Source organism: Streptomyces sp. AB3(2024), assembly GCF_041862025.1.
GTDB lineage: Bacteria > Actinomycetota > Actinomycetes > Streptomycetales > Streptomycetaceae > Streptomyces.
Window position 1 is genome coordinate 1 of the sequence record NZ_JBGWAB010000102.1, and the last position, 13,956, is coordinate 13,956.

The 13,956-nt window shown below is 71.6% G+C and carries 13 protein-coding genes, 1 tRNA gene and 1 pseudogene; 11 read left to right on the forward strand and 4 right to left on the reverse strand.

All coding sequences use genetic code 11. The features are described 5' to 3' along the window. On the forward strand, positions 1-1,490 hold a 1,490-nt coding region (locus ACEPPI_RS29830; RefSeq protein ID WP_373918379.1), incomplete at its 5' end, for a glycoside hydrolase family 71 protein. A gap of 167 nt (positions 1,491-1,657) precedes the next feature. Continuing rightward, positions 1,658-2,815, forward strand: coding sequence for an aminotransferase class V-fold PLP-dependent enzyme (locus ACEPPI_RS29835; protein WP_373918380.1), 1,158 nt, complete (start codon positions 1,658-1,660; stop codon positions 2,813-2,815). Here the strand turns inward: ACEPPI_RS29835 and cobF are convergent. Next, positions 2,802-3,554 carry a precorrin-6A synthase (deacetylating) gene (gene cobF, locus ACEPPI_RS29840; protein WP_373918381.1) on the reverse strand — a complete coding sequence of 251 codons (753 nt, stop codon included), beginning with the start codon at positions 3,552-3,554 and terminating at the stop codon, positions 2,802-2,804. The genes ACEPPI_RS29835 and cobF overlap by 14 nt on opposite strands. A gap of 18 nt (positions 3,555-3,572) precedes the next feature. On the opposite strand from cobF, the gene ACEPPI_RS29845 reads away from it, so the two are divergent. The 4 genes and pseudogenes from ACEPPI_RS29845 (at position 3,573) to ACEPPI_RS29860 (ending at position 6,837) form a co-directional block, all read left to right on the forward strand. After that, positions 3,573-4,328 (forward strand): (Fe-S)-binding protein, encoded by a 756-nt coding sequence (locus ACEPPI_RS29845; protein ID WP_373918382.1) that lies wholly within the window; start codon positions 3,573-3,575, stop codon positions 4,326-4,328. Then, positions 4,325-5,820: pseudogene (locus ACEPPI_RS29850) on the forward strand (lactate utilization protein B). Before ACEPPI_RS29845 ends, ACEPPI_RS29850 begins: the two are co-directional and overlap by 4 nt. Beyond that, positions 5,817-6,437 carry a lactate utilization protein C gene (locus tag ACEPPI_RS29855; protein WP_373918383.1) on the forward strand — a complete coding sequence of 207 codons (621 nt, stop codon included), beginning with the start codon at positions 5,817-5,819 and terminating at the stop codon, positions 6,435-6,437. Before ACEPPI_RS29850 ends, ACEPPI_RS29855 begins: the two are co-directional and overlap by 4 nt. A gap of 4 nt (positions 6,438-6,441) precedes the next feature. Beyond that, positions 6,442-6,837: a VOC family protein gene (locus tag ACEPPI_RS29860; protein ID WP_266843956.1), complete on the forward strand. Its 396-nt coding sequence runs from the start codon at positions 6,442-6,444 to the stop codon at positions 6,835-6,837. Here the strand turns inward: ACEPPI_RS29860 and ACEPPI_RS29865 are convergent. Next, complete coding sequence (locus ACEPPI_RS29865) at positions 6,817-7,293, reverse strand: DUF309 domain-containing protein (protein ID WP_373918384.1); 477 nt, start codon at positions 7,291-7,293, stop codon at positions 6,817-6,819. The genes ACEPPI_RS29860 and ACEPPI_RS29865 overlap by 21 nt on opposite strands. 109 nt (positions 7,294-7,402) lie before the next feature. Here ACEPPI_RS29865 and ACEPPI_RS29870 point away from each other — a divergent pair. Next, a tRNA-Pro gene (locus ACEPPI_RS29870) sits at positions 7,403-7,476 on the forward strand. A gap of 99 nt (positions 7,477-7,575) precedes the next feature. On the opposite strand, the gene ACEPPI_RS29875 is transcribed toward ACEPPI_RS29870, so the two are convergent. Beyond that, the gene (locus tag ACEPPI_RS29875; protein WP_373918385.1) at positions 7,576-7,938 is read right to left on the reverse strand and encodes a hypothetical protein; all 363 of its coding nucleotides are present in this window, start codon (positions 7,936-7,938) and stop codon (positions 7,576-7,578) included. 162 nt (positions 7,939-8,100) lie between these two features. Here ACEPPI_RS29875 and ACEPPI_RS29880 point away from each other — a divergent pair, with 162 nt between their 5' ends. Next, positions 8,101-8,904 carry a class I SAM-dependent methyltransferase gene (locus tag ACEPPI_RS29880; RefSeq protein ID WP_373918386.1) on the forward strand — a complete coding sequence of 268 codons (804 nt, stop codon included), beginning with the start codon at positions 8,101-8,103 and terminating at the stop codon, positions 8,902-8,904. Positions 8,905-9,031: 127 nt separating this feature from the next. On the opposite strand, the gene ACEPPI_RS29885 is transcribed toward ACEPPI_RS29880, so the two are convergent. Beyond that, entirely contained in the window at positions 9,032-9,409 is a 378-nt protein-coding gene (locus ACEPPI_RS29885; protein ID WP_373918387.1) for a hypothetical protein, read from the reverse strand. 714 nt (positions 9,410-10,123) lie between these two features. Between ACEPPI_RS29885 and ACEPPI_RS29890 the strand changes: the two genes are divergently transcribed. From ACEPPI_RS29890 to ACEPPI_RS29900, 3 genes are all read left to right on the forward strand, one after another. Continuing rightward, entirely contained in the window at positions 10,124-10,546 is a 423-nt protein-coding gene (locus ACEPPI_RS29890) for a hypothetical protein (RefSeq protein ID WP_373918388.1), read from the forward strand. Between the two features lie 228 nt (positions 10,547-10,774). Then, positions 10,775-11,986 carry a hypothetical protein gene (locus tag ACEPPI_RS29895; protein WP_373918389.1) on the forward strand — a complete coding sequence of 404 codons (1,212 nt, stop codon included), beginning with the start codon at positions 10,775-10,777 and terminating at the stop codon, positions 11,984-11,986. A gap of 355 nt (positions 11,987-12,341) precedes the next feature. Then, positions 12,342-13,916 carry an ATP-binding cassette domain-containing protein gene (locus ACEPPI_RS29900; RefSeq protein ID WP_373918390.1) on the forward strand — a complete coding sequence of 525 codons (1,575 nt, stop codon included), beginning with the start codon at positions 12,342-12,344 and terminating at the stop codon, positions 13,914-13,916. Positions 13,917-13,956 lie beyond the last annotated feature (40 nt).

The window sequence follows — 13,956 nt, forward strand, 5'->3', positions numbered from 1 at the left end:
CATATCAAACCCGATATCCCGCCGCCCCCACCCCGGCCCCGGGGAGCACGGGCCGGGCGCAGGCCCCCCCCCCCGGCCCGGTAGGGGGCCGGGTCGACAGCGGCGGCGCCCGCCCCGCCGGAGCCCTGCCCTTCGACCTGCCCGGACCGGCCGCGCTGCGCTCCGCGGCCGCCGCCGGGAAGCTGGTGTTCGCCCACTACTTCACCCCGTACCCGCTCTCCCTGGACAACGCGAGCGCCGACGTCGACTACTACACCCGCAACTACCTCCGGCCCGGCGGGGAGAACGGCAAGCACGAGCGGTACGGCGGCCTGCTGCGCGACCGCCCCCTGCCCGTCGCCCCGAAGGACGGCGACTGGGAGTACGCCAACCTCCGCCAGGAGGTGCGCACCGCCCGCGGCGCCGGCATCGACGGCTTCACCCTCGACCTGCTCTCCCTGACCGGCAAGAACCGGGAGCGCGCCGACCTCCTGATGCGGGCGGCCCACGAGGTCGACCCGGCCTTCAAGGTCATGCTGATGCCGGACATGACCTCGCTGGACACCGACGACCCCGCTGTGCTCGCCGACGCCCTCGCCGGCCTGGCCCGGGCCCCCGCCGCGCACCGGCTCGGCGACGGCCGCCTCGTCGTGTCCCCGTTCAAGGCGGAGGAGAAGAGCCCGGCCTGGTGGAGCCGGATGATGGACACCCTCAAGAGCCGGTACGGCGTCCGTACGGCCCTCGTCCCCCTCTTCCTGGACTTCGGCGCCCACAACGCGGACTACGCGCCGATCAGTTACGGGTTCTCCGAGTGGGGCAGCCGCAGCTACGCCGGCCAGGAGGGCGCCACCGCCGACGTGGACCGGGCGCACGGCCTCGGCAAGATCTGGATGCAGCCGGTGTCCGTCCAGGACGCCCGGCCGAACCAGGGGATCTACGACGAGGCGGGCAACACCGCCACCCTGCGGACCACCTGGACGCACGCCATCGACGACGGGGCCGACTGGGTGCAGCTGACCACCTGGAACGACTACTCGGAGGGCAGCCAGTTCGCGCCCTCCCTGCACAACGGGTACGCGTACCTGGACCTGACCTCGTACTACCTGACCCGCTTCAAGACCGGGCAGTGGCCGCGGATCGTCCGCGACACCCTCTACCTCACCTCCCGCACCCAGTTCGCCGCCACCGGCCCGACCGGCGGCCAGTCGCTGCTGATGTCGCCGCGCAAGGGCAGCGCCGCTCCCCGGGACACGGTGGAGGTGCTCAGCTTCCTGACGGAGCCCGCCACCGTCCGCACCACCGTCGGCCCCGCCCGGGACGAGCACGCCGCGCCGGCCGGGCCGCACGCCGAACTGCTGGCGCTGAAACCGGGCACCAGCTCCGCCGAGGTGGTGCGCGACGGGAGGACGGCGGCCTCGGTGGAGCTGCCGTACCGCGTCGACGGCACGGTGGCGGTGCAGGACCTCCAGTACTACGCGGCGACCAGCGGCCGGGACGAAGCGCCGCGCTGACCCCGCGCGCCCGGCCTGCGGGCGGGCGGACCGGAGGTAGGCCACTCTGGCGGAATCGGCCCTGTCGGAGGGTGCGGCGGGACTGCATGCTCCGGGGGACACGCCCGCGGGCCCCGTGCCGGGGCCCGGGGGAGACCCGCAGCCCCACCGTGTAGCCGGAGGTACCCGTGCCCGAGCCGTCCGTCCCGCCCGCCCCGCCCGTCTTCCCCGGCGGTCCGGCCCTGTTCCGGCTCGACCCCGACGTCGCCCACCTCAACCACGGCTCCTACGGGGCCGTCCCCCTGGTCGTGAACGAGGCCCAGGAACTGCTGCGCGCCGAGGCCCACGCCGACCCGGACGCCTTCTTCGGCGCGGTCCCCGCACGGGTCGCCGCGGCCCGCGGGCGGATCGCCGACCGGCTCGGGGCGGACCCCGACGGCATCGCCTTCATCGCCAACGCCACCGAGGGCGCCAACCTCGCGCTCGACGCCGTGGAACTGGCCGGGGGCGACGAGATCCTGGTCACCGACCACGGCTACGGCACCGTCGTCGCGGCCGCCGCCCGCCGGGCCCCCGTCACCACCGTCGCCCTCGACCCGCACCTGCCCGACGAGGACGCCGTGTGCGAGACCGTGCTGGCCGGGCTCACCCCCCGCACCAAGGTGGCCGTCCTCGACCACGTCAGCTCGCCGACCGCCCGTCTGATCGCCGGACCCCGGCTCCTCGCCGAACTGTCCGCACGCGGGATCACCACCGTCGTCGACGGGGCCCACACCCCCGGCATGCTCGCCGAGCCGATCGCCGCCGGCGCCGACTTCTGGTTCGGGAACCTCCACAAGTGGGGCTACGCCCCCTCCGGCAGCGCCCTCCTGGCCGTGGCCCCCGCCCACCGCTCCCGGGTCCGCTCCCTCTCCCCGTCCTGGGAGGACGAGCGGGGCTTCCCGTGGTCCGTCGAGTACCGCGCCACCGCCGACTACACCGGCTGGCTCGCCGCGCCCGAGGGCCTCGACCTCCTCGAACGGCTCGACGCGGCCAAGGTCCGGGCCCACAACAGCGCCCTCGCCGCCTACGGTGCGGCCCTGCTCGCGCGGATCCCCGGGCTCACCCCCCTGCCGTACACCCCGGGCCTCGCGATGCGCTCCCTGCTGCTGCCCCCCGGCACCGCCGAGACCCAGGACGCCGCCCGCGCCCTGCGCGAGGAACTCGCGGCCAGGATCGGCATCCGGGTCCTGATCTGGCCCCGGCGGGGAGGGGGCGGCATCCGCGTCTGCGGGCAGGTCTACAACCGCGCCGAGGAGTACGAGCGCCTCGCCGAGCTCCTGCCCGCCTTCCTCAAGCGCGCCTGAGCAGGTACGTGTCCATGATCCAGCCCTTGCGGGCCCGCGCCTCGCCGCGCAGCTCCTCGATCCGCCCGGCCACCTCCGCCAGCTTCCCCGAGACCAGGATCTCGTCCGGGGTGCCGACGTAGGCGCCCCAGTAGATGAAGAGGTCCTGGTCGAGGTGGGCCGTGAAGGCGTGCCGCGCGTCCAGCATCACCACCACGTCGTCCACGTCCTGCGGCCAGCCCTCCGCCAGCCGCCGGCCCGTGGTGATCTGCACCGGACGCCCGACCCGGTTCAGGTTCGTACGGTGCCGGGCCAGCAGCGCCGAGACGCTGCTGATCCCGGGCACCACCTCGTGCTCGAACTCCACCCGGCCGTGCTCCAGCACCTCGTCGAGGATCGCCAGGGTGGAGTCGTAGAGCGACGGATCGCCCCAGACCAGGAAGGCCCCGGTCTCGCCCTCCGCGAGGTCCTCGGCGATGAACCGCTCGAAGATCTCGGCCCGCGCGCTGCGCCAGCCGTCCACCGTCGGCGCGTACTCGGCCGGGGTGCGGTCCCGGTCCGGATCGCGCCCCTCCACCAGCCGGTGGCCCGGCCGGGCGTGCTGCTCCAGCATGGCCCGCCGCAGCCCCGTCAGGTCCGACTTCTCCTCCCCCTTCTCCAGGATGAGGAATGCGTCCGCCGCGCCGATCGCCCGGACCGCCTGGAGGGTCAGGTGGTCCGGGTCGCCCGCGCCTATGCCGATCACTGAGAACTTCTTCACCCGGCTATTCTGCCCGTCATGCGTGCCGCCCTGTTCGTCACCTGCGTCAACGACGCGCTGTACCCGCGCACCGGCATCGCCGTCGTCCGCCTCCTGGAGCGCCTCGGCGTCGAGGTGGACTTCCCGGCGGCCCAGAGCTGCTGCGGCCAGCCGCAGTACAACACCGGCTACAGGCGCGAGAGCGAACCGCTGCTGCGGCGCACCGCCGAGGCCTTCGCGGGCTACGACCACGTCGTCACCCCCTCAGGGTCCTGCGCCGCGATGATCCGCGAGCAGTACCCGCGCATCGGCCGGAAGGCGGCCGAGGAAGGACGCGGGAGCGCACTCGCGGCACTGGCGGATGACCTCGTACCGCGGGTGTACGAGCTGACCGAGTTCCTGGTGGACGTACTCGGCGTGACCGACGTCGGCGCGTACTTCCCGCACACCGTCACCTACCACCCCTCCTGTCACGGCCTGCGCTCCCTCGGGCTGGGCGACCGCCCGCGCCGGCTGCTGGCCGCGGTGAAGGGCCTGGAACTGATCGAGCTGCCCGGAGCCGAGGAATGCTGCGGATTCGGCGGCACCTTCGCCCTGAAGAACCCGGACGTGTCCGCCGCCATGGGCGCCGACAAGATCCGCGGCGCCCGGGCCACCGGAGCCGAGGTGCTGTGCGGCGCCGACAACTCCTGCCTCGCCCACCTCGAAGGCACCCTGCGCCGCGCGGGCGAACCACTGCGCACCCTGCACCTCGCCGAGATCCTGGCCGCCACGGAGGAGGAACCGCTGCGATGACCGGCACCGACCTCGGCATGCCCGCCTTCCCGCCGTTCCCCGAAGCGGCCCGCGAAGCCGTACGGAACGAGGTGCTGCGCGCCAACCTGCGCCACGCCACCCACACCATCCGCGACAAACGCGCCCGCGCCGTCGCCGAACTCGACGACTGGGACCGGCTGCGCGCCGCCGGGAAGGCCGTCAAGGACCACACGCTGCGCAACCTCGACCGGTACCTCCTGGAACTGGAGGCCGCCGTCACGGCGGCGGGCGGCACCGTGCACTGGGCCGTCGACGCCGAGGAGGCCAACCGGATCGTCACCGGCCTCGTCCTCGCCACCGGCGAACGCGAGGTGGTCAAGGTCAAGTCCATGGCCACCCAGGAGATCGGCCTCAACGAGGCCCTGGAAGCGGCCGGGATCGCCGCCTACGAGACCGACCTCGCCGAACTGATCGTCCAGCTCGGCCACGACCGGCCCTCCCACATCCTCGTCCCCGCCATCCACCGCAACCGCGGCGAGATCCGGGACCTCTTCCGCTCCGAGATGGGCCGCTGGGGCCGCCCGGCCCCCGAGGACCTCGGCGACGACCCGCGCGAACTCGCCGAGGCCGCCCGCCTGCACCTGCGCGAGAAGTTCCTGCGCGCCAAGGTCGCCGTCTCCGGCGCCAACTTCATGATCGCCGAGACCGGCACCATGGTCGTCCTGGAGTCCGAGGGCAACGGCCGGATGTGCCTGACCCTGCCCGAAACCCTGATCTCGGTCGTCGGCATCGAGAAGGTGGTGCCGACCTTCCGCGACCTGGAGATCTTCCTCCAGACCCTGCCGCGCTCCTCGACCGCCGAGCGGATGAACCCGTACACGACCATGTGGACCGGTACGGGGCCGTCGAAAGGGGCCGACGGCGACGGCCCCACCGCCTTCCACCTCGTCCTCCTCGACAACGGCCGCACCGACACCCTCGCCGACCCGACCGGCCGCCAGGCCCTGCGCTGCATCCGCTGCTCCGCCTGCCTCAACGTCTGCCCCGTCTACGAACGCGCCGGCGGCCACGCCTACGGCTCCGTCTACCCCGGCCCATCGGCGCCGTCCTCAGCCCCCAACTGCGCGGAACCGCCGCCCCGATCGACGCCACCCTGCCCTACGCCTCCACCCTCTGCGGGGCCTGCTACGAGGTCTGCCCCGTCGCCATCGACATCCCCGAGATCCTCGTCCACCTGCGCGAACGGGTGGTCCAGGGCGGTCCCGTGACCCGTGAGGGCGTCCGCGTCCGCATCCGGCCCGCCCACGGCCACACCGCCGAACGGGCCGCGATGCGCGCCGCCCGCCTCCTCCTCGACCGCCCCGGCGCCCTGCGCGCGGGCGAACGGCTGCTCTCCCGGGCCCGGCGGCTGCGCCCGCACCGCCTGCCCGGACCAGGCCGGGCCTGGACCGACACCCGCGCACTGCCCGACGTACCGGCGGAATCCTTCCGCGACTGGTGGGCCCGAGAACGGAAGTCCCCGCAGAAGTGAGCAGCAAGGACCGCATCCTCTCCCGCATCCGCCGCGCCGCCTCCGGCCCGGACCCCGATGTCCCCCGCGACTACCTCCGGGTCCACGGGGTCCGCACCCCGGCCGAGTGCGTCGACCTGCTCGCCGCACACCTCACCGAGTACCGTGCGACGGTCCACCGCACCGACGGGGACGGGCTGCCGATGCTGCTGGCGCGGCTGCTGTCCCGGCACGACAGCGTCCTCGTACCGCCCGGCCTGCCCCCGTACTGGCTCTCCGCGGCCGACCCGACCCGGGTCCGGGACCTGGCCGACTCCACCCCGGCCGACCTGGACCGCGTCGGCGGCGTGGTCACCGGTTGCGCCCTGGCCGTCGCCGAGACCGGCACGATCGTCCTCGACGGCGCGCCCGACCAGGGGCGCCGGCGCATCACCCTGATCCCGGACCACCACGTCTGCGTGGTGCGCGTCCCCGGCCAGGTGGTGGACTCCGTCCCGCAGGCACTGGAGCGGCTGGACCCGACCCGCCCCCTGACCTGGATCTCCGGCCCCTCGGCCACCAGCGACATCGAGCTCGACCGGGTGGAGGGCGTCCACGGTCCCCGGGTCCTGGACGTGGTCCTCCTCGACGCACAATGACGGCATGCCATCCCACATCGCCCTCACCGCCCTCGTGGTCAGCGACTACGACGAGGCCATCGACTTCTACACCCGTGCCCTCGGCTTCGACCTCGTCGAGGACACCGCCCGCCCCGACGGCTCCCGCTGGGTCGTGGTCCGCCCGCCCGGCGCCACCGAGTCGGCCCTGCTGCTCGCCCGCGCCAAGGACGACGCCCAGCGCGCCCGCGTCGGCGACCAGACCGGCGGCCGCGTCGGCTTCTTCCTCTACACCGCCGACTTCGCCGCCGACCACGCCCGGATGACCGCCGAGGGCGTCCGCTTCCTGGAGGAGCCCCGCCACGAGGCGTACGGCTCCGTCGCCGTCTTCGAGGACCTCTACGGCAACCGCTGGGACCTGCTACAGCCCGCCGCCGCGTAGCCTCGGGGCCTCCACGGCGGCGTCGACCACGGCGCCGCCCTCCACCCGGCGGGCCAGCTCCCCGGCCCACCGGGCCAGCCCCGGCAGATCCATCCCGTACGCCTTCCGCACCCCGGCCAGCTGCGCCGCACCGCGCCGCAGCAGCCGGGCCCCGCCCACCGCGTTCCCCCGCGCGGCGTGCGTCAGCCCCACCGCCAACTGCGCCATCCCCCGCCACAGCGGGGCATCGGCCCCCGGCCCCGACTTCCAGGCGTCCTCGAACACCTCGTGCGCGTGGAAGGGCATCCCGGCGTCCAGCAGCCGCTGCGCCTCCTCCACGGTCCCGGCCGGCGTACGCACCACCCCCTCGGGCTGCCGCTCCACGCCCGCGGCCCCGTACGCCAGCGGCCGCCCCAGCCCATCGCGCGGCCGCGCACTGCGCGCCCGCCCCTCACCGTCCCGATCCCGTCCGTTCACCGGGCCATCCTCCCGCGCACCGATCACCCGTGCACGCGCACCCCTCAACGTGCGGTAATGTTCTGCATGTGCCCGCCGCGAGGGGGAAAACCCCAGGTAGGCGGCACAACGGGACGTGGCGCAGCTTGGTAGCGCACTTGACTGGGGGTCAAGGGGTCGCAGGTTCAAATCCTGTCGTCCCGACTCGAAAGAGTCGCAGTTCAGGGGCCGTTTTGGAGCAATCCAAGACGGCCCTTTGATCGTTTTTGGGGACCAGTTGGGGACCAGGGCGGTCAGCGCGGGTCAGATTGCGGTGACGGCCGTGACCGGCAGCGAACGAGGTGCACGGAGCACCATGAGGTGCGCAGACAGCGCGGCACCAGCTGCGGTGATCTGGTCGGCGTCGGGGTGCAGGTATCGCTGAGTGGTAGTCAGCGAGCCGTGCCCGGCGATCTTGCGCAGGACCGGTGTGGAGATGCGACCGCCGCGCGGTCCGAAGAAGATCCGGGCATCGGGGTCATTGCCGACGGCCAGCAGCCGCCCAGTCGGGCAGGCCAGCGCACGCGGGTCGTTCAGTTCGTCCTCGACCTGCTGGTACTGGCGCTGCCAGCCGCTGACCCGGGCGGGGTTGACCTTGATGAGCCCGTCGCGAACGGCCTGCTCCATGCCAAGGACTTCGACCTGACAACCAGCCTCAGTCCTTTCCAGCCACGCCTGCCATACCGCGTGTTGGCCGGCGCGGTCACCACCATCGGCCAGTCCTTCAACGGCGGCCGCGGGGGATATCCGGATGACGCCGGCATCTGCTGGGCTCTACTCTCACCAGGCATGACGAGCATCGATCCCCGCATCACGGGTTTCTACAGCGAGTACGACGAGGCAGCGCGACTGCACTCCACAGCGACGGGCCGTCTCGAATTCGAGCGCACCCGGGAACTCTTACGACGCTACCTTCCTCCACCGCCGGCCCGCGTGCTGGACGTGGGTGGAGGCCCAGGTGCGCATGCCCAGTGGCTGGCCGAAGACGGCTACGAGGTAGACCTGGTGGACCCCGTGCCGAAACACGTCGAGCAGGCCCGCGAGCGGGCGCCCGGATGCATGGCCACCGAAGGGGATGCGCGTCACCTGGCCTTTACGGCGAGCACCTTCGATGCGGTGCTGCTCCTTGGGCCGCTGTACCACCTGGCGGAGCGCGAGGACCGGCTGAAGGCGCTGCGGGAGGCGCGGCGGGTTGCGGTGCCGGGTGGTGTCGTGGCAGCGGCGGGGATCTCGCGGTACTCCCTGATGCAGGAGTACACCGTCAGCGCGGGCCTGTCCCCGGAGCTGCTGGCCGGCGAGGTCTCGCAGGTGGTTCGTACGGGTTCCTACGACGGCAGCAGGGGGTTCACGGTTGTGCACTTCCATACCGCTGCAGAGTTGACTCAGGAGGCCGGCGAAGTGGGGCTGGGCGCCGTGCGGGTCCACGGGATCGAGGGCCCGGGATGGGCCTACGTCGTAGCGGCCGGCCGATGTGCTGGCCAGGAAGAGGCGGGAGCGCTCGTCACGGATGCGATAGCGACGGCTCGTCTCGCCGACGAGCACGGCGTGTTCCACGATGCATCGGCGCACATGCTTGTCGTTGGCTCGGCCTGAGTGTCCCGCCCCCTCGCGTCCTGCGGGTGAGCAGGGACGAGCGGTGGTGCAACGCCGGCCGGATCTTGCGCTCCGAGGTTGGGGAGGAGCCGGTGCGCTCATCGCCTCGCAGGCGGGCTCCGAAACCCTAGGTGGCCGCATGCCAGGCGTCGACGAGTGAGTGCACCGAGTGGAACCGGCACTCCGGGGCGGCGGCCGTTGCCTTCTTGATGACGGTCAGCTGTCCGGAGGTGCCGCGCCACTGCTTCTCCTCGTCGCCGGCGTCGAGGAGAAGGCGGAGGGCTCGGCCCAGGGTGAACACGGTTGTCCGGATGCCGATGACCGAGCCCCGTACGAATTCCTCCGGGGCCATGTAGCGGGAAGAGCCGGGCAGCCGCTCTGTCTCCAGCGTGAACGGCCCGGGTCGGTACTCGTCCAGGTCGCAGAGCATCATCCGATGATTTTCGAAGTCGTAGAGCATGCAGCCGTCGTAGAGGTCCACTGCGACGAGGCCGGCCTGCTCCACGGCAAGGTGGGCCCTCAGGAGTGAGTCAAGGGCGGCGTGAACCTGAGGAAGGGGGAGCTGCCGGAACTTCGTCATAGGACTGCCAGGTGCGGCCCTCCCTCCATGGCGGGACCGAGTCGGGTGATAGAGGACCTCGCCGGCCATCCACGGGTACACGAGTGCCAGACCTTCGTTGGTGCTGAACGAGTGCGACAGGGGCACGATGGCAGAGTGTGCAACGGCCTTGTGTACCGAGATGGCCCGGCGCAGGGACGAGACACCATCGGGCGTCGAGGCCCCCTTCACGAACCAGCGCTGCCCGCCCGCCATGAACCCGTAGGAGATGCAGCCGGAGTCCTGATCAGTGAACGTGTGAAAGATGGTGCCCGTTCGTGCGAGGTAGGGCTCAAGCGCCGGGACGTGGATGGCGCTGAAGACTGGGTGTGCCGTCATTTCCCGGATGCTGCCATTGTCGACCTGGCTCCGCTGGCTGATGCAGGAAGACGCAACGTGCGCCGGACGATTGGTCGGGCAGTGCCCGTTCGTGAGGGGGGCGCGTCGCTTTAGCACTCGCCACGGATTCGTGGCGGCGGCTCGGCCTCTTGGGTGCCGTGTGGGCGGTCGTGCACGGGTGCGTCCGAACCTTTGCCACGTGAGCCGTGACGACTGCCGCGACGGTCCGCGCCGGCGTTCGCCCTGGCCCTGGCCCTGGCCCTGGCCCTGGCCCTGGTCTTCGTGGTCTGGCGGCGGACCGAGGGCACCCTCGCGGTGGAGACGGTGGCGGGCGGTCGCCGCGAGGTCTTCTACTGGACCGTGGTGATGGCCACCTTCGCCCTCGGTACGGCCGTCGGCGACCTGACCGCGGCGACCCCGGGCTGGGGATACCTGCCCTCCGGGCTGCTGTTCGCCGCCCTGATCGCCCTGCCGGCACTCGCCCACCGGGTGTTCGCCCTCCCGCCCGTGCTCGGCTTCTGGTGGGCGTACGTACTCACCCGACCGCTCGGCGCCTCCTTCGCGGACTGGGCCGGCGCCGGCGCCGAGCGCGGCGGCCTCGGGCTGGGCACCGGGCCGGTCAGCCTGATCCTCGCCGTGATCATCGTCGCCGTGGTCCTGTGGCTGGGCGCAGCAGACCGCCGCGCGACTCGGCCACCGTCCTGACGCCCGGCCCCCGTCGCCGTACTCGACCGAGTGCACCACCGAGTGCGGCGACGGGGGCATCGCTGTCGTCATGTCCGGTGGGATGGTCAGGATGCGTTCAGGTTCCCGATGGAACAGTCGGGCCGCATGACCTACGAAACGTCTGAGAGTCCCACGGCTCCAGGGGCAGCTGCCCACCCAGGAGACCAGCTGCGAGTCGGCGAGAGCGTTCGGACGCCTGCCGGGCAGATGCTGAACAAGGTTCCCGAGGTCACGATCTGGTTCTGGATCATCAAGATCCTGTGCACCACGGTCGGCGAGAGCTTCGCCGACTGGATCAACATGAACCTCGGTGTCGGCCTGCTCAACACCGCACTGATCTTCACCGGGGCCTTGGCAGCCGTGCTGGCCTGGCAACTCAGCGCCTCACGCTACGTTCCGTTCGTGTACTGGCTCACCGTCGTGGTGGTCAGTGTGACCGGCACCCTCTACACCGACATCCTCACCGACAGCCAGGGAGTGCCCCTCGCCCTGAGCAGCAGCGTCTTCGCCGGCGTGCTCGCTCTGGTCTTCGGCATCTGGTACGTGAGGGAGCGGACCCTGTCGGTCCACAGCATCTCCACCCGGCCCCGCGAGCTCTTCTACTGGCTTGCGGTCCTGGTCACCTTCGCGCTCGGCACCGCCACCGGGGACTGGACCCTCGAACTCACCGGCTGGACCGCGGGCGTCTCCGTGCTGTTGCCGCTCGGCCTGATCGCCGCGGTCATCGTCGGTTGGCGCCTCGGCGCCAACGCCGTGCTCTCCTTCTGGCTGGCCTACATCCTCACCCGCCCGCTCGGCGCCAATCTCGGCGACTGGCTCGGATCGCCCAGCGGCGACGGCGGCCTGGGCCTGGGCACCGCACTGACCAGCGCGATCTTCCTGGTCGCCATCCTCGCCACGGTCGTGTACCTCACGCGCAGCCACAGTGATGTCATCGAGGCCCAGGAACCGACCCGTACCCCGCGGACACCGAGCCCGGCACGTGAGCGGGGCATGCTGGCCTACTACGCCGTCGTAGCGGTTGCGGCCACAGCACTGCTCGCCTGGGCGAACCACCAGCCGCACGCTGCCGCGAGCGAAGAAGACACCCCCGCGCCCGTGGCCGGTCACATCAACTCGCAGGAGGCGACATCGCCGTTCCCTCCGGCCGATATCGCCAAATTCCGCACCATCACGGCCGACACCCTGGCGAAGGTCAACTCGGGTGATCAGCGAGCCGCGACCAGCCGCGTCACCGACCTGGAGACCGCGTGGGACGAGGACCAGTCCACCCTTGAGCCCAAGAGCGAGAAGGCGTGGGGCTTCCTCGACGGCGAGATCGACCAGGTCCTGAAGGCCGTGCGCGCCCCGCACCCCGACAAGGCCACCGAGGCCGACGCACTCAACACGCTCCTCACCTCTCTCGGTGGAACAACCTGACGGACAGCGGACGCCCCGGCGCATCCCCATGCGTCGGGGCGGGCGGCCGGTGAGGAGTGCCTGCCGGGACCGTCCCGAACGCGATGGGCCGGGGTTCCGTGGAATGCAGGGCAGTTGAGCCGGGGGTTTACCGTCGTTTCACCGTGAACGGGCCGGAGGCTAACCAACCACTGCCTAGGGTCAGAGGAGACCTGCTGTCCGCTTCGTCACCGGAAGGGCGCCCCATCATGCGACGTACCGCCATTCCAGCCCCAGTACCCGTCCCAGACGACCGGGACGCCCTTCCCCCCGACACCGGCGGAGCCCTCGGGGCCGCCCAGCGGGTCGACGGGCCGGCACATCGAGGGGGCCTGCCGTGACCACGGCCGACACCCTGCTCCTGAGCTGCCAGGACGCCGCCCGCATCCACGGCAACGGGCCGACCGCCCCCGGCACCGTGAACAGCGCCACCTGCGAGGTCCACACCGGCGACCGGATAGCCATCACGGGTCCGTCAGGGTCCGGCAAATCCACACTGCTGCACCTCATGGCAGACGTCGTTCAACCCACGGCCGGAGAGATCAGCTGGCCGGGGCTTCCCCGAGTTCCAGCACGTGGGCAGGTCGGAGTCGTCCTTGAGGGCCCCACCCTCGTTCCGGCGCTGAACGTGGCGGAGAACGCCGCGCTGCCCCTGGTTCTGGCCGGCGTTCCCAAGGAATCTGCGCACCTCCGGGCCCTGCACTGCCTCAATGTCGTGGCAGTTGCGGAACTTGCCCACAAAATGCCCGCCGAACTCTCCGGCGGCCAGGCCAAGCACGTCGCCATCGCCCGCACACTGGCCACCGCCCCACGCCTGATCCTCGCGGACGATCCCACCGGCGACCTCGACCGCGCCACCGGCCGGCGGGTCATGGACGTACTCTTCGCAGCCGCGGACGAGGCGGGAGCCGCCCTCGTGGTCACCACGCGTGACCCGGAGGTCGCCGAACGACTCCGCAAGCGGTGGGCGATGCACGAAGGGCGACTGCACCTCTCCCCCCGTCCACCGTCCCCGGCAGTGGAAGCGAGACGGGCTCCCGTACTCGCTTTGCCCGACGCGGAGGGGGCGAGCGCGGCCCAGTACGTGGTGCGGAAGCTGCCAGAGGTCACCCTTGCCTTCTGGATCATGAAGATCGCCGCCACCACCCTGGGCGAGACCGCGGGAGACCTGTTCGCGCAGACCCTGCGCCTGGGCTATTTCCTCACGACGATCGCCCTGCTACTCATGTTCGTGTTGACCCTGCTGGTGCAGCTGCGGGCGAGGCACTACAACCCGTTCTTCTACTGGCCCGTCATCGTCTCCACGAGCATGGTCGGCACCACCGTGTCGGACTTCATGAACCGCGACGCCAGCTCCGAGTACCTTGCGAAGGGCACCACCTCCCTGGGCTGGGGCCCACAGGGTCTGGGGCTCGGCTATCCGACCGGCGCGGCCATCCTCATCTCCCTGCTCGTCGCGATCTTCGTCGCCTGGAAGTTCACCGGCCAGACCTTCGTCATCCGAGACATCGTGACCTTTCGCGGCGAGGCGCTGTTCTGGTCGGCGATCCTCGTCTCGAACACCCTGGGCACCTCCATGGGCGACTTCCTCTCCGACAGCTCCGGACTCGGCTACATGGGCAGCGTCCTGCTGATCACCGGCGTTCTCCTCGTACTCGTCGCCCTGATCCGCGTGCCCTTCGTCCCCAACGTCGTCCTCTTCTGGATCGCGTTCGTCCTCACCCGCCCCTTCGGCGCCACCGCAGGCGACTACCTCACCAAGCCCACCGCCAAGGGAGGCCTCGACCTGGGCACCGCAGGCTCCTCGGCGGTACTCCTGGCGGTCCTCTTCGCCTTCATGGCCTACGGCCATTTCCGTGACCGGGCACGCGGCGGAGAGACGCACGACAACAGCCCGCGGGCAGTGCACTAGCCGGTCGGCGGCGCGGACCGCGTCCACGGGAACGACTCCC